Annotated in this window: 18 protein-coding genes; 13 read left to right on the top strand and 5 right to left on the bottom strand. The window is 35.8% G+C overall.

Features of this window, described 5'->3' with window-relative positions; translation table 11 throughout:
• Positions 1–70 precede the first annotated feature (70 nt).
• Positions 71–808 carry a polysaccharide deacetylase family protein gene (locus ACFWDE_RS03015; RefSeq protein WP_002144847.1) on the bottom strand — a complete coding sequence of 246 codons (738 nt, stop codon included), beginning with the start codon at positions 806–808 and terminating at the stop codon, positions 71–73.
• Between the two features lie 219 nt (positions 809–1,027).
• Complete coding sequence (locus tag ACFWDE_RS03010; protein WP_002068377.1) at positions 1,028–2,101, bottom strand: glycosyltransferase family 4 protein; 1,074 nt, start codon at positions 2,099–2,101, stop codon at positions 1,028–1,030.
• A 451-nt stretch (positions 2,102–2,552) separates the two neighbouring features.
• Between ACFWDE_RS03010 and ACFWDE_RS03005 the strand changes: the two genes are divergently transcribed.
• Positions 2,553–3,923: a UDP-glucose dehydrogenase family protein gene (locus tag ACFWDE_RS03005; RefSeq protein ID WP_377889917.1), complete on the top strand. Its 1,371-nt coding sequence runs from the start codon at positions 2,553–2,555 to the stop codon at positions 3,921–3,923.
• Positions 3,924–3,999: 76 nt separating this feature from the next.
• Entirely contained in the window at positions 4,000–5,115 is a 1,116-nt protein-coding gene (wecB, locus tag ACFWDE_RS03000) for a non-hydrolyzing UDP-N-acetylglucosamine 2-epimerase (RefSeq protein WP_002112886.1), read from the top strand.
• Positions 5,116–5,218: 103 nt separating this feature from the next.
• Here wecB and ACFWDE_RS02995 read toward each other — a convergent pair whose 3' ends face one another.
• Both ACFWDE_RS02995 and ACFWDE_RS02990 read right to left on the bottom strand, forming a co-directional pair.
• Entirely contained in the window at positions 5,219–6,343 is a 1,125-nt protein-coding gene (locus ACFWDE_RS02995; protein WP_377889914.1) for an LCP family protein, read from the bottom strand.
• Between the two features lie 73 nt (positions 6,344–6,416).
• Positions 6,417–7,052, bottom strand: a complete 636-nt coding sequence (locus ACFWDE_RS02990) for a YigZ family protein (protein ID WP_377889912.1) — start codon at positions 7,050–7,052, stop codon at positions 6,417–6,419.
• A 238-nt stretch (positions 7,053–7,290) separates the two neighbouring features.
• Between ACFWDE_RS02990 and ACFWDE_RS02985 the strand changes: the two genes are divergently transcribed.
• The 7 genes from ACFWDE_RS02985 to hpf all read left to right on the top strand — a co-directional run bounded on the left by ACFWDE_RS02985 (position 7,291) and on the right by hpf (position 13,551).
• The gene (locus tag ACFWDE_RS02985) at positions 7,291–8,133 is read left to right on the top strand and encodes a DegV family protein (RefSeq protein ID WP_002112883.1); all 843 of its coding nucleotides are present in this window, start codon (positions 7,291–7,293) and stop codon (positions 8,131–8,133) included.
• A 173-nt stretch (positions 8,134–8,306) separates the two neighbouring features.
• Complete coding sequence (locus ACFWDE_RS02980; RefSeq protein ID WP_193646839.1) at positions 8,307–8,621, top strand: winged helix-turn-helix transcriptional regulator; 315 nt, start codon at positions 8,307–8,309, stop codon at positions 8,619–8,621.
• 232 nt (positions 8,622–8,853) lie between these two features.
• Positions 8,854–10,179: a C40 family peptidase gene (locus ACFWDE_RS02975; protein WP_377889909.1), complete on the top strand. Its 1,326-nt coding sequence runs from the start codon at positions 8,854–8,856 to the stop codon at positions 10,177–10,179.
• A gap of 130 nt (positions 10,180–10,309) precedes the next feature.
• The gene (comFA, locus tag ACFWDE_RS02970; protein WP_377889976.1) at positions 10,310–11,659 is read left to right on the top strand and encodes an ATP-dependent helicase ComFA; all 1,350 of its coding nucleotides are present in this window, start codon (positions 10,310–10,312) and stop codon (positions 11,657–11,659) included.
• Entirely contained in the window at positions 11,659–12,363 is a 705-nt protein-coding gene (locus ACFWDE_RS02965; RefSeq protein ID WP_002166458.1) for a ComFC family protein, read from the top strand. The genes comFA and ACFWDE_RS02965 overlap by 1 nt, the downstream gene beginning before the upstream one ends.
• A 126-nt stretch (positions 12,364–12,489) precedes the next feature.
• Positions 12,490–12,687, top strand: coding sequence for a cold shock protein CspC (gene cspC, locus ACFWDE_RS02960; protein ID WP_377889974.1), 198 nt, complete (start codon positions 12,490–12,492; stop codon positions 12,685–12,687).
• A 321-nt stretch (positions 12,688–13,008) separates the two neighbouring features.
• Positions 13,009–13,551, top strand: coding sequence for a ribosome hibernation-promoting factor, HPF/YfiA family (gene hpf, locus ACFWDE_RS02955; RefSeq protein ID WP_002034758.1), 543 nt, complete (start codon positions 13,009–13,011; stop codon positions 13,549–13,551).
• 71 nt (positions 13,552–13,622) lie between these two features.
• Here the strand turns inward: hpf and ACFWDE_RS02950 are convergent, their stop codons facing one another.
• Positions 13,623–14,066, bottom strand: coding sequence for a VOC family protein (locus ACFWDE_RS02950; protein ID WP_377889906.1), 444 nt, complete (start codon positions 14,064–14,066; stop codon positions 13,623–13,625).
• A gap of 82 nt (positions 14,067–14,148) precedes the next feature.
• Between ACFWDE_RS02950 and ACFWDE_RS02945 the strand changes: the two genes are divergently transcribed.
• From ACFWDE_RS02945 to cccB, 4 genes are all read left to right on the top strand, one after another.
• Positions 14,149–15,087: a helix-turn-helix transcriptional regulator gene (locus ACFWDE_RS02945; RefSeq protein ID WP_377889904.1), complete on the top strand. Its 939-nt coding sequence runs from the start codon at positions 14,149–14,151 to the stop codon at positions 15,085–15,087.
• A 254-nt stretch (positions 15,088–15,341) separates the two neighbouring features.
• Positions 15,342–17,849, top strand: a complete 2,508-nt coding sequence (gene secA / locus ACFWDE_RS02940; protein WP_377889902.1) for a preprotein translocase subunit SecA — start codon at positions 15,342–15,344, stop codon at positions 17,847–17,849.
• Positions 17,850–17,992: 143 nt separating this feature from the next.
• Positions 17,993–19,091, top strand: a protein-coding gene (gene prfB / locus ACFWDE_RS02935; RefSeq protein ID WP_113733794.1) for a peptide chain release factor 2 whose coding sequence is annotated in 2 segments (ribosomal slippage) — positions 17,993–18,064 and positions 18,066–19,091 — 1,098 coding nt in all. Because the reading frame shifts where the segments join, the coding sequence is not laid out codon by codon here.
• Between the two features lie 457 nt (positions 19,092–19,548).
• Entirely contained in the window at positions 19,549–19,872 is a 324-nt protein-coding gene (gene cccB, locus ACFWDE_RS02930) for a cytochrome c551 (RefSeq protein ID WP_002034763.1), read from the top strand.
• The last annotated feature ends 134 nt before the right edge of the window (positions 19,873–20,006 follow it).

Below are 20,006 nucleotides of genomic sequence, written 5' to 3'. Positions count from 1 at the left end.
ATTTTACACAAAAATGAGAAGTGTGGGAAGAGAAAAATAAAACAGCTTTAGTACATAGGTACTAAAGCTGTTACAATCTTGTGTCTTTCCAAAAATTCACTTCGAGATGGGAAGATGGATTGTAGGGAAGTAGTTTATATCCTTGTGAGTGCAAATAATCAATTACTTTTGGTAGTATTTGCACTGTGACACTAGAATCATGCATTAAAATAACCTCTACTTGTTCATCGCTTTGATTTCGTACTCTTTCTAGTATTGCGGAAGGATTATCATAGCTTTTCCAGTCATATGTATCAATTGTCCAATCCCACATTTTATACTGGGCGGATACGAGTGCGTCACGGTAATTCTTTTTTAAGTAAGGCATGCTACCGTATGGGACACGAACGAGATGTGTATTTAAATGTGTAACTTGCTGGACGATGTTTTGGGTTTGCTCCATTTCTGCGATTAAAACAGATGGATCGCCAGTATAAAGACGTTTTACATCATGTGACATACTATGGAGACCGATATAATGTCCATCTTTAATCAATCGCTCCATCGTTTTTTTATAATGTGGCACTTTTCCACCAATAACGAAGAAAGTTGCTTTTCCGTTCTTCTCTTTTAAAATATTTAAAATTTGTGGTGTGTATTTATTTGGTCCGTCATCAAATGTTAAGTACGCAATTTTTGTTGTAGAAGAGGTAGTTTGAGTGCTTTGGTAATCTTCTGCTTGAATGTCTGTAGTTGCTTTTGTATTAGATGATGCGTACATAGTAATAGTTAAAAATAAAATTATACATTGAAGTAATCGCTTGATCATAACATTCACCCTCAGTTTGACAATCAAGATGTAAAAATGAAAATTTGATACTTTTTTCGTTACCTTCGATATACGTATATCTTTCTCCAATAGAGGCACTCTCAAACAATCTATATTTTGGAAATAGGAAATAAGGAATAAAAAACAAAAAAATAGCATCCTCTTCTAAGGAAGAGAATGCTATTTGAATATTTCATAATAGTAAAGGCTATACTACAATTAGTCTTCGCGTTTTTTCACTTTTTTATAGAAGGAAATAATTGGTTTGTAACGTTCGTGTACAAGACCGATTACTTCAGCAATGATTTCTGTAAAGAAGATTAAAATGAAAAGAAGAATAATGGATAACCATAATGTTGCACTACTGAAAATAATTGCATTTACACTAAAGAAAATACCCAATGCGTAAATAATTAGTACCGTTTTACGATGAGAGAATCCCATTGCAAGCAAACGGTGATGTAAATGCGATTTATCAGGTGCTGAAATAGGCTTTTTATTTACGATACGGCGGATAATTGCAAATGTCGTATCAAATATAGGTACACCTAAAATAATGATTGGAACGATAAAACTGAATAACGTTACGCTTTTGTATAATCCAAGTAACGATATAACAGAAATACAGTATCCTAAAAATAGTGCTCCTGTATCTCCCATGAAAATTTTTGCTGGATGGAAGTTGTAGAATAAAAATCCAATTGTACTTGCTAATGTAATCAGTGCTAGAGGTAATATAATAGCTGCTCCAGTACCCCATGGGCTAGTGAAGGCCATATATGCTAGCGTTGCAAGTACGATAGATGAAATCCCTGCGGATAATCCATCTAATCCATCAATTAAGTTGATGGCATTTGTAATACCTACAATCCAAAATACAGTAATTGGATAAGCAAGCCATCCGAGTTCAGTATCTCCAAGAATTGGAATATATAATACTTGCACTAATAATCCACTTTTGACAATCATGATGGCAACTAATAGTTGTCCACCGAATTTTACCCTCGCAGATAGTTCGTACATATCATCTAAAATCCCGATGATAACAATGATGATAGCACCTAAAGTTATCGATAACATTCTTTGTTCGTACAATCCACCGACAACAAATCCTACGGCTACACCGATGAAAATTGCTAACCCGCCAAGACGAGGCATAATTTTTTGGTGTACTTTACGCGCATTTGGCTTGTCTGTTGCTCCTATTTTGAAAGCTAATTTAATAACTAAAGGAGTAACGACGAGTACAGTGATGAAAGATGCCAAAATGGCATAAATCACTTGTGAGTCCATTAATACCCCACCCTTTATAGTTTAACGTAATTTTTCTAAGTGTATTTATCTGAAAATTATGATGTTTATTTACAGGCTCATAACATATGGTATCACAAAAAGATTAGAATTCAATCTTTTTTTCTTTTGGCTGTAAAGGGGAGCGAATAGAATATATGACAATTGGATATGGAATGTTGTGTCCTTTGAGAAGGTTGATCTCATATTGTGGCTTGTAATGTGACATTGTACTTCCCTCTCATATAGCGATGACTTTTGTTTCAGTATTATAAGTGTTGCACGTAAAAATGAGTAAGTTCCGTGTTAAAATGTGGGAATTTACATTTTGTATATATTGCATCATTTAACTTTACAAAATCTTAAAAAATAATAAAAAAACAATTCATATAATAAAGAAGTGAAAGAGTTTTCTCATTCTTAGTGTGAGAGGGGGAAGCACAGGGAGAATTCTATGTATTCGTATATTTTCTTATATATATTCCTGTGCAAAAGGAAAATGAAAATTACGATAATAGGTACCGGATATGTTGGATTGATTACAGGAGTAGGATTGGCGAGATTGGGACATTCAGTCACATGTTTCGATATAAATAGTGAAAAAATTGAACGGATTAAACAAGGCGAGTTACCTATTTATGAATATGGATTAAATGAATTAATAAATGAAGCATACGAAAATAATCATTTAACTTTTACAGCAAGTAAATTAGCGGCATTTAATGATGTAGAGTTTATATTTATTGCAGTTGGAACGCCATCTTTATTAGATGGAACAGCAGATTTAACGTATATTCGTAGTGCTTGTGATGATATTGGAACATATGTGAATAACGATATTATTATTGTTACGAAAAGTACGGTTCCTGTAGGGACAAATGATGTAATGAGAAAATGGATTGAGGAGAAACTACAAGGTAGACATGAATTATATATTGTATCGAATCCAGAATTTTTAAGGGAAGGTTCTGGTATTTATGATTTTTTTCAGGGTGATCGTATCGTAATTGGATCATGTAGTGAAGAAGCGGCAAGGAAAGTAGAGAATTTGTACAGCAAATTAAGCTTAGAAACGTATATTACAGATATTCGAAGTGCTGAGATGATTAAATATGCATCTAATGCTTTTTTAGCCACGAAGATTAGTTTTATTAATGAAATTTCTAATATATGTGAGCAAGTGGGTGCAGATATAGTAGATGTAGCTACAGGGATGGGGATGGATAAGAGAATTGGTGCATCTTTTTTAAATGCAGGTATCGGATATGGAGGATCTTGTTTTCCAAAAGATACGAAAGCACTTGTGCAAATTGCAGGGAATGTTTCTCATGATTTTCGCTTGTTGAAAGCAGTCATTGAAGTGAATAATAAACAACAGTTGTTGTTAGTTGAAAAAGCGAAGAAAATTATAGATATGAAGAAGAAGCGAATTGCGGTTCTTGGTGCAGCATTCAAACCGAATACTGACGATATTAGGGAAGCACCATCTCTTATTATAATAGAAGAATTAATTAATGTAGGTGCGGATGTGGTTTTATATGACCCGCAAGCTATTCAAAATGTAAGAAGTTTATTTGGGAATACGATACGATACGCTGAGTGTATAGATGAATCGATTAGAGAGGCGCATGCAGTTTTTATCGTAACAGAATGGGAATCAATTCGAAATTACCCGCTAGAAAAGTATGCACAGCTTATGAGGGAACCTATTCTATTCGATGGGAGAAATTGTTATACTAATGAGGATGCCGAGAAGCATGGATTAAATTATTACTCAGTTGGGCGAAAAGGCGTCTGTAATAGTAATGTTTCTCAGGTGCGTTAAAAAAGTGTATGTCTACATGCATATTTTTATATGCGATAATAGAAGTTTTAACTAGTGAAAGAAAAGAGGCAATGAAATGACTGAACGTTTAAAAGTAATGACAATTTTCGGGACACGACCAGAAGCAATTAAAATGGCACCTCTTGTATTAGAGTTGCAAAAGCACCCAGAAAAGATTGAATCAATTGTGACTGTAACAGCACAACACCGTCAAATGTTAGATCAAGTATTAAATATCTTTGGAATTACGCCAGATTTCGATTTGAATATCATGAAAGATCGTCAAACTTTAATTGATATTACAACACGTGGTTTAGAAGGTTTAGATAAAGTAATGAAAGAAGCTAAGCCTGATATCGTACTTGTGCATGGTGATACAACGACGACATTTATTGCAAGCTTAGCTGCTTTCTATAATCAAATTCCAGTAGGACATGTGGAAGCAGGACTTCGTACATGGGATAAGTATTCTCCATATCCAGAAGAGATGAATCGCCAACTAACAGGTGTAATGGCGGATCTTCATTTCTCACCTACAACAAAATCAGCAACGAACTTACAAAAAGAAAATAAAGATGAGTCACGCATTTTCGTAACAGGAAATACAGCGATCGATGCACTGAAGACAACTGTAAAAGAAACTTATAGCCATTCGGTGTTAGAGAAACTTGGAAATGATCGTCTTGTACTTATGACAGCACACCGTCGTGAAAATTTAGGAGAACCAATGCGCAATATGTTCCGTGCAATTAAGCGTCTTGTTGATAAACACGAAGATGTACAAGTTGTATACCCTGTTCATATGAATCCTGTTGTTCGCGAAATAGCGAATGATATTTTAGGCGAGCATAGCCGCATTCATTTAATTGAGCCGCTAGATGTAATCGATTTCCATAACGTTGCAGCTCGTTCATACTTAATGTTAACTGATTCTGGTGGTGTACAAGAGGAAGCACCATCACTAGGTGTGCCAGTTCTTGTCCTTCGTGATACGACAGAACGCCCAGAAGGTATCGAAGCAGGTACGTTGAAATTAGCAGGAACAGATGAAGAGACAATCTTTGGTCTTGCTGATGAGTTGTTATCTGATAAAGAAGCTCATGATAAGATGACGAAAGCATCTAACCCTTACGGCGATGGTCGTGCATCAGAGCGTATTGTAGAAGCGATTTTACAACACTTCAACAAGTAGAGTGAAACTTTAATAAATGGGGTTTTCATCTTCTGTTTATTATTGGTCCACAACAATTGCGGGAAATAAAAAGAGCCAAATCGTATACGATTTGGCTCTTTTTTTATTCATGATTCCTCATAATCCACTCTGCATGAGCATTTGTAGAAGGGGGAGGAGGAGGAGGTTTGTTCTCACTCGGTTCCTTCTTTGCTTTTGCGCTGGAGTTAGAATTTGAATCGGAATTTGTATTCTCATTTTTCGTAGTCTCTGTTGGAACTTTTGCTTTTTCTCCTATTTCCTTTTCAATTTCGTTACGTACAGTCTCTACACTGATTGGATCTGGAAGGAAGTAATAAATACCACCAATTTTTCTGTCTTCTCCTTCAAGTTTTAACGTTTGTATTGTAGAAGGATCGAATCCAGAGATTTTATTGTAAAGAGCAAGTCCGTCTGAAATAGGAATATCGGTTTTTATATATTTTCCAACTACCTTTGTTAAATCTTTAATTTTAAATACGGTAGAAGCAGAGTTTAGCTTTTGGGCAACAGCAGCCAGTACTTGTCTTTGTCTAGCAGCTCTACCATAATCACCGTTAGGATCTTGCTTTCGCATACGGACGTATGCGAGTGCTTCTTCACCATTTAATTTCTGTTGACCTTGTTTAAATTGGATTTTTTTATAGTAATCCACGTCAGAGCGTTCCCAGAAATCGAAGGGGACATCAACGGTAATACCGTCAACAGCATCAACGATACCTTTAAAGCCTTGGAAATCAATTTTAATATAATGATCAACAGGAACTTTTAAAAACTCTTCGACGGTGTCGATTGTCATTTTTTCTCCACCGTAAGCATGAGCAGCGTTAATTTTGTCTTCTTTATTTTTGCCAACAATCTTAACACGAGAATCGCGCGGGATACTCATAAGTGAAACCTTTTTTGAGTTTGGATTAACTGTCGCGAACATAAGTGAATCTGTTCGACCGTTTTGACCGTCAGTTGCATAATCTTCAATACCCATAATGAGTATTGTGAAAGGTTTTTTTGTGATTTCCACATCTTCTGCTCGTAATTTAGATTTTTCACGGCTAAATCCACTGTACATCCCCATGAGAGAAGTGTAGGAATTTAACATATAAAGTCCTACGCTACCAAATAAAAATGCGAAAATAAGAAAGAAGAAAAACTTTCTTCTACGTTTCTTTTTTATTCTGCTATTTTGGAGATGATAATAACGTTCTTCCATATATAATCTCCTTATTCATTTGTAGGGAATTAATTCACTACATTAATCTTTAAAGGCGATAAGTTAGCTATTCTTAGATAACGTCTTGTTCTAAGTACAACATATCCCCTTCTTTAATTGTACATTTCCCGTTTGTTAATTCAATCATCCAATTTATGAATGGTTGTTTTTTGTCCTCTTCTACATACGTATCAAATGTGACATTTTCTAAATAATGTATATCTTTAATGGCATATTCTGAATTACGTAATTCATTTTCAACTTTGCCAAGTAAAGTGTAATCAATTTCTGTTTGCATAACGCGCATTAGTTTTCGTTCAACAACGCCTACATGGTTAAGACCTTCACTTGTACATTTTCCATATGCACGAATTAATCCGCCAGCACCAAGTTTAATGCCGCCAAAATAGCGCGTAACGACAACGACAGTATCTTTTAGACCTCGTTTTTTTAATACCTCTAACATAGGTACACCAGCTGTGCCACTTGGTTCACCGTCATCGTTTGCTTTTTGAATTTGATCTTGTTCGCCGATTAAATATGCGGAACAATTATGTGTTGCATTCCAATGCTGTTTTTTTATTTTTTGTATAAATGCTTGAGCTTCCTCTTCCGTTGTGGCGCGACTCACATAGCAAATGAATCTTGATTTTTGAATGACAATTTCGTGCTCGCCGTAGCCTTTAATTGTTAAATATTGTAATAACAATGGTATACGCCCCTATCTTTCAAAATGACTAGTACTTTACATTTTAAAAGCGAGCGTTTTTATATTCAAACATTTTTTACAAATATGTTGAAATTTTTGGTGAGTATTTGATCTTTTTGTTGTAATTTGTCGAGCGGGTGATTGTAGTTTCTAACCGGCATTTTTATGTATGGATGCACCTTTTCTAGTTTTCGTGTAAAATTAGGGGATAAAAATTTTTTATAAGGCAGGTACGAAAATGAAAACAGCTATTGTTACCGATAGTACAGCATATATACCGAAGCATATTCGTGATGAACTCAATATATATATGATTCCATTAAACGTTGTGTTTGGAACGGAATCTTATCAAGAAGAGGCTGAAGTTTCAGCAAATGATTTTTATGTAAAAGTACGTGAACAAGAAGATCTTCCGAAAACTTCGCAACCAGCAATTGGAAAGTTTTTAGAGCTATATGAAGAGTTATCTAAAGAATATGATGCAGTTATTAGTATTCACCTTTCCAGTGGAATTAGTGGTACATACCAAACAGCGACGACAGCTGGACAGATGGTAGATGGTATTGATGTATATACGTACGACTCTGAAATTAGTTGTGAAGTACAAGGATTTTACGTGCGTGAAGGGGCGAAATTAGTAAGTGAAGGGAAAGCCCCAGAAGAGATTATCGCTCGCTTTGATGAAATGAAGCAAACGATGGATGCTTATTTTGTAGTGGATGATTTACATCATTTACAACGTGGTGGAAGATTAAATAGCGCGCAAGCTTTCATCGGTAGTTTGTTACAAGTAAAACCAGTATTATACTTTAGAGATAAGGTAATTATTCCATTCGAAAAAATTCGTACGCGTAAAAAAGCGTTAAAGCGTATCGTTGAAATCTTTGATGAGCAGGCAAATAAAGGTGTGCCTATGGAAGCTGTTATTATTCATGCGAATCGTGAAGAGGAAGCTAATGAATGGAAACAAGAATTAGAAGAGATATACCCTCATGTTACAATTCGCACGAGTTATTTCGGAGCTGTAATTGGGACGCATTTAGGTGAAGGTGCGCTTGGTTTAGGCTGGTATACGAAGTGATAAAGATATAAAAGCTCTCTTACTTGAAGAGGGTTTTTTTACGGATATTTTACGTAGATTTGACAAGTTAATATTTGGGAATGGTAAAATGTACGTAAAATTAAATAATGAGGAAAGTTTTATTACTTACTTTTTACAAGAAACTATTTTATAATAGAAGAGAGGTGAAACATATGGAGCATAATTCTTGTTTATGTCCAAAGTTTGAGTCAGCTTTTACAATGCTTAGTAAGAAATGGACTGGCTTAATTATTAAATCTTTGCTTGAAGAGCCGAAACGTTTTAGAGAAATCGCAGATATTATACCGAATATGAGCGATCGTATGTTGTCAGAACGTTTAAAGGAATTAGAAGGTGAAGGCATTGTAACTCGTAGTGTTTACCCAGAAGTACCAGTTAGAATCGAGTACGGTGTAACTGATAAAGGGAAAGCGTTAGAAAGTGTTATGGATGAGGTCCAAAATTGGGCTGAGAAATGGATGAAGTAACGTTTCTATCTCATTCATATTGGAGTATTTTCAAAACGTAAGGGATTCCCTTACGTTTTTTTCAATTCTATAAAAAACGGCATAAGGCTCTTGAAATTCTACATATATATACAAATTTAGATATACTTTGCTATAGAGATAAATGTAATATTACATTTATTTTACAAAACCGTAACATTAGCAAAAAAACTCCCGAATTATGGTATAAATTTTAATAGGTTATATACGGAAAATGAAAAAAGAAAGCGGTGTAAAAAATAAAATGAAAAAGCTAAAAATGGCATCTTGCGCATTAGTTGCAGGGTTAATGTTTTCAGGGCTAACACCAAATGTATTTGCAGAAGATAAAATTTCTGACGTGAAATCACAAATTAACACACAAAATGATACTTTACATAAACAACAACAAGAACGTGATGAATTACAAAAACAAATGAATGACTTAAACAAAACAATCCAAGGTTTGGATAAGTCTGTTCAAGAGAACGCTTCAAAACTTGATGAAACAACAAAAAAAGTTTCTGATACTGAGCAATTAATCGAAAATAAAAATAAAGATATTGCAGAACTACAAACAAAGATCGCAAAACGTGAAGAGTTATTAAGAAAACGTTTAGTTGCACTACAAGAACAACCGAACACGAACATTGTAACAGAAGTTCTTGTAAACTCTAAAAACGTTGCAGATTTAGTTGATCGTTTAGCTTCTGTGTCTAAAATTATGGAATCTGACGAAGATATCATGAAAACTCAACAAGAAGATCAAACGAACGTGAAAAAAGATGTTGAGACAGTAAAAGAAAAACAAAAAGAATTAAAAGAAGCACAATCTCAAATTGAAACTGCTAAGAAAGAACTTGACGTTGAAAAAGAGAAAAAAGCAACAGCAGTAAACGATTTAAGCGGTAAAATGGATACAGTTGTAACTACAATGACAAGTACGGAAGGTCAATTGAAGGATCTTGAGAAACAAGCACTGCAATTACAACGTATTGCGGAAGAAGAGGCGCAAGCAAAAGCAGCACAAGAAGCTGCTGCTCAAAAACAAGCAGAACAAGCTGCTAAAGAAGTACAGGCACAACAAGCTGCACCAGCGCAAGCGCCTGCAGAGCAAGCTGCTCCAGCAAACAATGCTGGACAAGCTCAAAAAGAAGAGCCTAAAAAAGAAGAACCTAAAAAAGAAAAGCCAGCACCAGCTCCAACTCCAACTCCGGATATTGGCGTAATTGGTAAAGCAAAACAATACTTAGGTATGCCTTATGTTTGGGCAAGTGCATCTCCATCAAACGGTGGTTTTGACTGTAGTGGATTCATTTCTTACATCTTTGGTGTAGGACGTCAAGATGTTAATGGATATTGGAATTCAGTTTCTAAAGTAAGTAGCCCACAGCCTGGAGATTTAGTATTCTTCCAAGGTACTTATAAAGCAGGTCCGTCTCACATCGGTATTTATGTTGGGAATGGACAAATGATTCATGCGAGTGATAAAGGGATTGCGTACGGTGATATTAACAGTTCGTACAACCAAAAACATTTCTTAGGATACGGTAGATTCTAGGATTTATAATTGAATAAAAAATGTGTATAAAGTCGATAGCTTACTATTTTATAAGTAGGTTATCGGCTTTTTTGAGTTTTTACGAGATAAAGAGAAGGATTTATAGTAGTGCTGGAGGTGGCTATTGATGATGTTAGCTGGTAGACAGTTACTGTTAGAAGAACTTTCTTCAGATTTGCAGGATAATTTGGATCATTTGAAAAAGAATCGAGACGTCATTTGTGTACAAGGGATAAGTAAGAAAGCTTCAAAATATATGTGCCAGCGCTGCGGAAATATAGAGCAGCGACTATTTGCATCATTTCTATGCAAAAGGTGCAATAAAGTATGTACGTATTGCCGGAAATGTATAACGATGGGCAGGGTAAGTGAATGTGCTGTACTTGTTCGCGGGATTGCTGAAATAAGCGGAGAAAATTATTGGAATCCGTTACAGTGGGAAGGCGTTTTGTCTGCTGGTCAGGAGTTAGCTGCGCAAAGTGTCGTTGATGCTGTTAAGCAGAAAGAATCATTTTTTATTTGGGCGGTGTGCGGGGCTGGAAAAACAGAAATGTTGTTTCGCGGAATTGCAGAGGCACTACAAAAGGGAGAGAGAGTTTGTATTGCAACGCCGAGAACGGACGTTGTACTTGAATTAGCACCAAGATTACAAGAAGTGTTTCCAAATATAAATGTAGCTGCTTTATACGGAGGGAGTTTAGACCGAGAAAAAGATGCGGCGTTAATCGTTGCAACTACACATCAATTGTTACGTTATTATAGGGCGTTCCATGTCATGATTGTAGATGAGATAGATGCTTTTCCGTATCATGCAGATAAGATGTTGCAGTATGCAGTAAACGAAGCGATGAAAGAGAAGGCAGCACGTATTTATTTAACTGCAACTCCAGATGAAAAGTGGAAGCGTAAGTTGCGAAGTGGTAAGCAAAAAGGGGTTATTATTTCAGGGCGATACCATCGTCATCCATTGCCAGTTCCGATATTTCGGTGGTGCGGAAATTGGAAAAAGGGTCTTATACGTAAAAAAATTCCTCGTGCTTTATTACAATGGTTAAATCTGTACTTATCGAAACGATACCCCATTTTTCTATTTGTTCCTCATGTGCGATATGTAGAAGAAATTAGCCAGTTATTAAAATCATTAAACAATCAAATTGACGGTGTGCATGCAGAAGATCCAGCGAGGAAAGAGAAGGTAGCAGCTTTTAGAAAAGGAGAAATCCCTTTATTAGTTACAACGACGATTTTGGAACGAGGAGTAACTGTGAAAAATTTACAAGTTGCAGTTTTAGGAGCTGAGGAAGAAATATTTTCAGAAAGTGCTCTCGTTCAAATTGCAGGGCGTGCTGGCAGAAGCTCTGATGAACCGCATGGAGATGTTATCTATTTTCATTATGGAAAGACAGAGGCGATGGTGCGTGCGAAAAAACATATTCAAAGTATGAATAAGAATGCTAAAGAACAAGGATTGATAGATTGATGCATTGTCTACTTTGTGATGAGTATATTTCATATGCGATTAGTTGGTACACTTTTTTTGTTAAGCTTCATAAAAAGTATATATGTGATAGATGTGAACAAAAACTTTCCTATATTATAGGAGATATTTGCAAGGAGTGTGGTCGGCCTTTAGAACTTGTACCAGCTGAATATAAAAACGGGGATATTTGTATGGACTGCATAAGGTGGACGAACGAGCAGGGGTTTCCGTCTCTCATAAATCGTTCGTTGCATGTGTATGATGAAGGGATGAAAGAAATATTAGCACAGTTTAAATTTCGAGGAGATGCTGAATTAGTGCATATTTTTCATCAGCCTTTTCGAAGTCTTTTTCAAAAATATTTTGCGAATGTTTCAGTTGCCATTCCGGTTCCTCTTAGTGAAGAGCGAGAATACGAGCGTGGTTTTAATCAAGCGGAGTTACTAGCTTCTTGTTTGCCTATCAAAATGTTTTGTACATCATTAAGAAGAATAGAAACAGAAAAACAAAGTAAGAAGAAGCGTAAAGAAAGGATATCGGGAGTTAATCCTTTTTATTTTCAGGGAGAAGAGATGTTTCATGAGCAACATGTTTTAATCGTGGATGATGTGTATACGACAGGAATTACTGTTAGGCAAATTGGAAGCCTTTTGTATGATCGAGGAGCGAGAGATGTTTCTTGTTTGACGCTTTGTAGAGGTTAATATGTGAATGTCGAAAGGAGTAATAAAAAGACGACAGGTCTTCTTTGACTTACAGTCTTGTCATTCGCTATAGTCAGAATATGGGGTGAATGCCCAGATTTTAAGAGTGAAGGGAATGGAATGAACATGCAAGGACGAGTAAAATGGTTCAATGCAGAAAAGGGATTTGGGTTTATTGAGCGTGAAGATGGTGACGATGTGTTTGTTCATTTTTCTGCTATTCAACAAGATGGGTATAGGTCGTTAGAAGAAGGTCAACAAGTGGAGTTTGATATTGTTGATGGAGCACGTGGGCCACAAGCGGCTAATGTTGTGAAACTGTAAAAATTAAGTTTTTGGAAAAGATAGAGCTGTATTTTTAGCAGCATTATATAGATGGCGAAAGCTCTTGCTCGTAACAAGGGCTTTTTTGTTTTGGAGGAGTTGTCAAAAAGTTGTTTCTTTTCTGTAACTAATTGTCCACAGTTACAGTCGTTATTCACGATGGTAATAGGATAAAATAAAGATAGAAACGATGCATCTTTTCATTTCAACAAAAAACGATAAAAAAATCGCAATTCCACTAATTTTTTTAAAAAAGTTAGAAGGAGTTTTTAAGCCAATGTCGAAATTATAGTACATAGGCTTGAAAGGAGGAATTCATCTATGAAATTCAACATTCGTGGTGAAAATATTGAAGTAACTCCAGCATTAAAGGAATATGTAGAGAAAAAACTAAGTAAATTAGAGCGTTATTTTGATACATTCCCAGAGATTAAAGTTAATTTAAAGGTATACTCTGACAAGCAACGTATCGAGGTGACAATTCCATTTACAGATTTATTACTTCGTGCAGAAGAAACAAATAGCGATATGTACGCTGCGATTGATTTAGTAGTTGATAAAATTGAGCGACAAATTCGTAAACATAAAACAAAAGTAAACCGTAAATTACGTGAAAAGGGTTCTGTGAAAACTAACTTTATCCTTCCAGAAGCAGTAGCTGTTCTGGATGCGGTAGAAGAGGATGAATTAGAACTTGTACGTACAAAACGATTCGATTTAAAACCGATGGACGTTGAAGAAGCGATCTTACAAATGGATATGCTAGGACATAGTTTCTTCGTCTTCACAAATGCTGATACAAATGAAACTAATGTTGTATATGGCCGTAAAGACGGGAAATATGGTTTAATCGAAACAAAATAATAATTCGAAAGCGCAGCCGGAAGAGGCTGCGCTTTTTTATATATTTTTATTTTTGTATTTCTTAATGGGATTTAGAAGTCATGTCTTGTTACTGTCAATTGTATTACAATTCCAAAAGGATCTCGAACAATGGCATAACCAGGGCTGAAGGAGTTTTTTTCAAAAGTTGTTAAAATATGAACTTCTTCATGTTGAATTAGATTGTGATAGAGTGCTTCAATGGTTTGGAAATCTTTAGATTGAATGCATAATGATGAGCTATTACTTAATTGCCAAGGACGTGTGGAATCCACTGCCTGTTCTGCAATCATAATTTTATTAGCGCCAATTTGTAAAACAGAATGGGTAATATAATGTTCTTGGCTTTCTTTATACGTGAAATTCGGATCTATTTCTTTCATTTCTTTATAATTCTTTTTAAATAAAACTTTTGCGCCTAAATACTGTTCGTAAAATGCAATTGCTTTAGCACCTTGCCCATTTAATGATAAAAAAGGGATTACTTCAAAGTTCATTGTATTGCCTCCTTCATATATGTTTACACTTATTATTATACAAATATAAGGTGCCAGCATATGGCACCTATAGGGAGAATTTATGAAAAAAGTTGAACGTTTAAATCAGATGCTACGTTTTATTAATCAAAAACAAATATTCACATTGAAAGATTTAATGGATGAATTTCAAATTTCAAAAAGGACAGCTTTACGTGATATTACATCATTAGAGGAAATGGGTGTCCCTCTTTTTGCAGAGTATGGTCGGTATGGAGGTTATCGTTTAATCAAAACGATGACATTACCACCGATTTCATTTACAAATCATGAAGTTTTTGCACTTTATTTTGCAATGCAAGCACTAAGTAGTTTTGTAAGTATTCCCTTTCAAATCTCGTTTCGTTCCATTAATAAGAAATTTTTAGATAGTGTTTCGTCAAAACAACGTGAGCAAATTGAAAACTTGCAAAAAAGAGTGTCCTTTTTTCATTTGGAACAAGCACATGAATGTGGTTATCTAGAAGAGATTTTGTTAGCTGCTGTTCAAAATAGGGCTTTAACTATAAACTATGTAACGCCGAAACAAACGACAATGCGCCGTATTCAGCCGATTTCGATTTATGCAATGAAAGGTTATTGGTATTGCCAGGCTTACGATTTAGATAAATCGGCTTATCGAGTGTTTCGCTGTGATCGTATTAGGTCGTTAGAAATGGTAGGTGCTCAGGATAGTCTGGATTTGGAAAACATAAATATACATAACGCACATAGTCTTTGGAAGGCAACTGAACAAGCTATTCAATTTAAATGCTCAATTACTGCGAGGGGGATAGAGATATTCAAGCAACAACAATATCCTTCGATGAAATTATGGGAAGAACACGAAGATACATACTTAATAGGAACTTATGAGCCTGCTGAAATCAACTTTATCATCTCGTATCTAGCTAGTTTTGGTAAAACTATAAAAATAATTGAGCCATCTTCTTTAAAAGAGAACTTGAAAGAACACTACTTAGATTTAATACAAAATTTGTAATATGAATTTGAAATATTAGTTTGTTGGAACAAATTAAATGAAAAATTTTTCTGAATCTACGGCTCGAGATTTGGACGATTGTTGTCATAGTTATAAGACAAGTGTTACAATTATCATTAGGTTTATACATTTTAGTTTTTTTAATTAGGAGAAAAATTGGCATAACATAAATTTGATTTTTATAACGACTGATTGTAAAGAGAAAAAGAAAGCAATCGGAAGTTTTATTTTAATAAAAGAGGAGCGTATTTCCTATGATCGGTATTTTAAAAAAGGTATTTGATGTCAACCAACGCCAAATTAAACGTATGCAGAAGACAGTGGAGCAAATTGATGCATTAGAATCATCTATTAAGCCGCTAACTGATGAACAATTAAAAGGAAAGACGATTGAATTTAAAGAACGTCTGACAAAAGGTGAGACAGTAGATGATCTACTTCCTGAAGCTTTTGCTGTTGTTCGTGAAGCAGCAAATCGTGTTCTTGGAATGCGTCCATATGGCGTACAGCTAATGGGTGGTATCGCCTTACATGAAGGAAATATCTCTGAGATGAAAACAGGTGAAGGTAAAACGTTAACATCTACTTTACCTGTATATTTAAACGCATTAACAGGAAAAGGTGTTCACGTTGTTACAGTCAATGAATACTTAGCACAACGTGATGCAAGTGAAATGGGACAACTTCATGAGTTCCTTGGCCTAACTGTAGGGATTAACTTAAATAGTATGTCACGTGAAGAGAAACAAGCTGCTTATGCTGCTGATATTACGTATAGCACAAATAACGAGCTTGGATTCGATTACTTACGTGACAATATGGTGTTATATAGAGAGCAGTGCGTTCAGCGTCCACTTAATTTTGCTATCATCGATGAAGTCGATTCTATTTTAGTCGATGAAGCACGTACGCCGCTTATTATTTCTGGACAAGCTCAAAAATCAACAGAGCTATACATGTTTGCAAATGCATTCGTTCGTACATTAGAAAATGAAAAAGAGTATTCATTTGATGTGAAAACGAAAAATGTAATGTTAACTGAAGATGGTATTACGAAAGCAGAGAAAGCTTTCCACATTGAAAACTTATTTGATTTAAAACATGTAGCACTTCTTCACCATATTAATCAGGGGCTTCGTGCACACGTTGTTATGCACCTTGATACAGATTATGTTGTACAAGAAGGCGAAATCGTAATCGTAGACCAATTCACTGGTCGTCTTATGAAAGGTCGTCGTTATAGCGAAGGTTTACACCAAGCTATTGAAGCAAAAGAAGGCGTAGAAATTCAAAATGAAAGTATGACGCTTGCAACAATTACGTTCCAGAACTACTTCCGTATGTACGAAAAATTATCTGGTATGACTGGTACAGCGAAAACGGAAGAAGAAGAATTCCGTAGTATTTACAATATGAATGTTATCGTAATTCCAACGAATAAAGATATTATTCGTGATGACCGTGCTGATTTAATCTTCAAATCAATGGAAGGTAAATTCAATGCAGTTGTTGAGGATATTGTAACTCGTCATAAACAAGGGCAACCTATTCTTGTTGGTACAGTTGCAATTGAAACGTCAGAGCTTATTTCAAAAATGTTAACACGTAAAGGTGTACGTCATAATATCTTAAACGCAAAAAACCATGCGCGTGAAGCAGATATCATTGCAGAAGCTGGTATGAAAGGCGCTGTAACAATTGCGACGAATATGGCTGGTCGTGGTACGGATATTAAGTTAGGCGACGATATTAGAAACGTTGGCCTAGCAGTTATCGGTACAGAGCGTCACGAAAGTCGTCGTATTGATAATCAGTTACGTGGTCGTTCTGGTCGTCAAGGGGACCCTGGTGTAACACAGTTCTACTTATCAATGGAAGATGAACTAATGCGCCGCTTCGGTTCTGACAATATGAAAGCGATGATGGATCGCCTTGGTATGGATGATTCACAACCAATCGAAAGTAAAATGGTTTCTCGTGCGGTAGAATCTGCACAAAAACGTGTGGAAGGAAATAACTATGATGCACGTAAGCAGCTATTGCAATACGACGATGTACTTCGTCAACAACGTGAAGTAATTTATAAACAGCGTCAAGAAGTAATGGATTCAGAGAACTTACGCAGTATTATTGAAGGTATGATGAAATCTACGATAGAACGTGCTGTTGCACTTCATACGCAAGAAGAAATCGAAGAAGATTGGAACATTAAAGGTCTTGTCGATTACTTAAATACAAACCTTCTTGAAGAAGGAGATGTAAAAGAAGAAGAGTTACGTCGCCTTGCTCCAGAAGAAATGAGCGAATCAATTATCGCGAAATTAGTAGAGCGTTATAACGAAAGAGAGAAACTTCTACCTGAAGAGCAGACGCGTGAATTCGAAAAGGTTGTTGTATTCCGTGTTGTAGATACGAAATGGACAGATCATATCGATGCAATGGATCATCTTCGTGAAGGTATTCATTTACGTGCTTACGGACAAATCGATCCACTTCGTGAATACCAAATGGAAGGATTCGCAATGTTCGAGTCGATGATCGCTTCTATTGAAGAGGAAATCTCTCGTTACATTATGAAAGCTGAAATTGAGCAAAACTTAGAGCGTCAAGAAGTTGTTCAAGGTGAAGCTGTTCATCCATCAAGCGATGGCGAGGACGCGAAGAAAAAACCGGTTGTAAAAGGTGACCAAATGGGACGCAACGATTTATGTAAATGCGGTAGTGGCAAGAAATATAAAAACTGTTGTGGCATTGGGCAGTAATAGGGAACTGTAGTTCAGGCTGCTTTGCAAACTTTTACATCAAAAATGTATAATGAAAAGGTTTAAACTCTCTCCGTAATAAGCGGAGAGAGTTTCCCTTGTTTTCATATGAAAGTAACAGCAATTACATAGAGGTGAAGGAAATGGAATTAGTAGAAATTAGGCAAGAATTAGAAAAAATGGCTAAGAGATTAGCGGCTTTTAGGGGGTCTCTTTGACCTCCCTACTAAGGAAAAACAAATTGCAGAATTAGAAGAAACGATGATGGGCGCTGGATTTTGGGATGACCAACAAGGCGCACAAGCTGTAATTAATGAAGCGAATGCGCTGAAAGATATGGTTGGAAGGTTCCGTCAGTTGGATGAGACGTTCGAAAACTTAGAAATGACGCATGACCTACTTAAAGAAGAGTATGATGAAGATTTACATGAAGAATTAGAATCTGAAGTGAAAACTTTAATTCAAGAAATGAATGAGTACGAGCTTCAGTTACTATTAAGCGATCCTTATGATAAAAATAACGCTATTTTAGAATTACACCCAGGTGCAGGTGGAACAGAGTCACAAGACTGGGGTTCTATGTTATTACGTATGTACACACGCTGGGCTGAAAAACGTGGATTTAAAGTAGAAACAGTTGACTACTTACCGGGCGATGAAGCTGGTATTAAGAGTGTTACATTATTAATTAAAGGTCATAACGCTTACGGTTACTTGAAAGCGGAGAAAGGTGTACATCGTCTTGTACGCATTTCACCGTTCGATTCTTCAGGTCGTCGTCATACATCGTTCGTATCTTGTGAAGTTGTACCTGAATTCAATGATGAAGTTGAAATTGAAGTGCGTACAGAAGATTTGAAAATAGATACGTATCGCGCAAGTGGTGCAGGCGGACAGCACGTTAATACGACAGATTCAGCAGTTCGTATAACGCATCTACCAACAAACACGGTTGTAACATGTCAGTCAGAGCGTTCTCAAATTAAAAACCGTGAACATGCGATGAAAATGCTGAAAGCGAAATTATATCAAAAGAAATTAGAAGAACAACAAGCACAATTAGATGAGATCCGCGGAGAGCAAAAAGAAATTGGATGGGGCAGCCAAATCCGTTCTTACGTATTCCATCCGTACTCTCTTGTGAAAGACCATCGTACAAATACAGAAATTGGTAACGTACAAGCAGTTATGGATGGGGAAATTAATCCGTTTATTGATGCGTATTTACGTTCTCGTATTTAATAAGAGAAAAAGCCAACAGAATTGTTGGCACATGTTGAGGTCCAAGAGGATATAAAGAGGCTTATCTTATTTATATTGATGAAATAAAGAGGAAGAGAAGTTGGAGGCGACAACTTCTCTTTTTGATGAGATTATATGTAGAATACAATGCCGTATATTGTTTTGTAAAAAGTAGAGAATAGTAAAACAGAGCGGTAATAGAGTAGTGCTTTATATAGGGATTTTCAGTTTTGGTTTGGAGAAAAAGGCTCTTTATAGAACTTTTTAAGGTGTTCACAGAATTGAAACAATTTATGAAAGCTTATTTTATTAGGCTTCTCACTATATTTGTAAAAAATATGAAATATACCTTAGTTTTTCTATATAAAGATAATGCTTATAATGAATATTGAATGTGTTATGAAAACTATTGCCTAGTTATGAATAAAAAGAATATCAACAATGGGGAGCGATAGAAGTGAAAAAGAAATTGTTGGCTATTACGCTGGGGACATCAGTCGTTTTTGCTTTAGGAGCATGTGGAAATAAAGAAGAGAGTAAGTCTTCGAATCAGTCTGCAAGTACAGATAGTGCAGAACAAATTTTCCAAAGAAGTTGTGCTGGTTGTCACGCGAAAGATTTAGCAGGAGCAACTGGACCTGATTTAAGAAAAGTAGGCAGTAAGTATGACGCTGCAGATATCGAAGAAATTATTAAAAAAGGTCGCGGCTCAATGTCACCTGGACTTATTCAAGGTGAAGACGCAAAAAAAGTAGCTGAATGGTTAGCGGAGCATAAATAAGAAACGTAATTAATAAACGAGCTGATTGTATAACTTGACCGAAAAGTGCTTCGAGTTAAGTAATTACATGAGCTCGTTTATCTTTTTTTAGGATGTAACATAACTGTAACAAAACTGTATCCGAATTGGAAACC

Source organism: Bacillus sp. NPDC060175 (genome assembly GCF_042728695.1).
Lineage (GTDB): Bacteria > Bacillota > Bacilli > Bacillales > Bacillaceae_G > Bacillus_A.
The sequence above is the reverse complement of the archived record's forward strand: the minus strand, read 5'-3'. Positions and strand labels throughout refer to the sequence as shown.

What these genes read in the sequence shown, in the direction of transcription:
- ACFWDE_RS02965 (WP_002166458.1), top strand. Translation starts at nt 11,659, where the DNA reads ATGCATTGTCTACTTTGTGATGAGTATATTTCATATGCGATTAGTTGG.
- ACFWDE_RS02945 (WP_377889904.1), top strand. Translation starts at nt 14,149, where the DNA reads ATGAAAAAAGTTGAACGTTTAAATCAGATGCTACGTTTTATTAATCAA.
- wecB (WP_002112886.1), top strand. Translation starts at nt 4,000, where the DNA reads ATGACTGAACGTTTAAAAGTAATGACAATTTTCGGGACACGACCAGAA.
- ACFWDE_RS02995 (WP_377889914.1), bottom strand. Translation starts at nt 6,343, where the DNA reads ATGGAAGAACGTTATTATCATCTCCAAAATAGCAGAATAAAAAAGAAA.
- secA (WP_377889902.1), top strand. Translation starts at nt 15,342, where the DNA reads ATGATCGGTATTTTAAAAAAGGTATTTGATGTCAACCAACGCCAAATT.
- comFA (WP_377889976.1), top strand. Translation starts at nt 10,310, where the DNA reads ATGTTAGCTGGTAGACAGTTACTGTTAGAAGAACTTTCTTCAGATTTG.
- ACFWDE_RS02985 (WP_002112883.1), top strand. Translation starts at nt 7,291, where the DNA reads ATGAAAACAGCTATTGTTACCGATAGTACAGCATATATACCGAAGCAT.
- ACFWDE_RS02980 (WP_193646839.1), top strand. Translation starts at nt 8,307, where the DNA reads ATGGAGCATAATTCTTGTTTATGTCCAAAGTTTGAGTCAGCTTTTACA.
- hpf (WP_002034758.1), top strand. Translation starts at nt 13,009, where the DNA reads ATGAAATTCAACATTCGTGGTGAAAATATTGAAGTAACTCCAGCATTA.
- ACFWDE_RS03010 (WP_002068377.1), bottom strand. Translation starts at nt 2,101, where the DNA reads ATGGACTCACAAGTGATTTATGCCATTTTGGCATCTTTCATCACTGTA.
- ACFWDE_RS02975 (WP_377889909.1), top strand. Translation starts at nt 8,854, where the DNA reads ATGAAAAAAGAAAGCGGTGTAAAAAATAAAATGAAAAAGCTAAAAATG.
- cspC (WP_377889974.1), top strand. Translation starts at nt 12,490, where the DNA reads ATGCAAGGACGAGTAAAATGGTTCAATGCAGAAAAGGGATTTGGGTTT.
- ACFWDE_RS03015 (WP_002144847.1), bottom strand. Translation starts at nt 808, where the DNA reads ATGATCAAGCGATTACTTCAATGTATAATTTTATTTTTAACTATTACT.
- ACFWDE_RS02950 (WP_377889906.1), bottom strand. Translation starts at nt 14,066, where the DNA reads ATGAACTTTGAAGTAATCCCTTTTTTATCATTAAATGGGCAAGGTGCT.
- ACFWDE_RS03005 (WP_377889917.1), top strand. Translation starts at nt 2,553, where the DNA reads ATGTATTCGTATATTTTCTTATATATATTCCTGTGCAAAAGGAAAATG.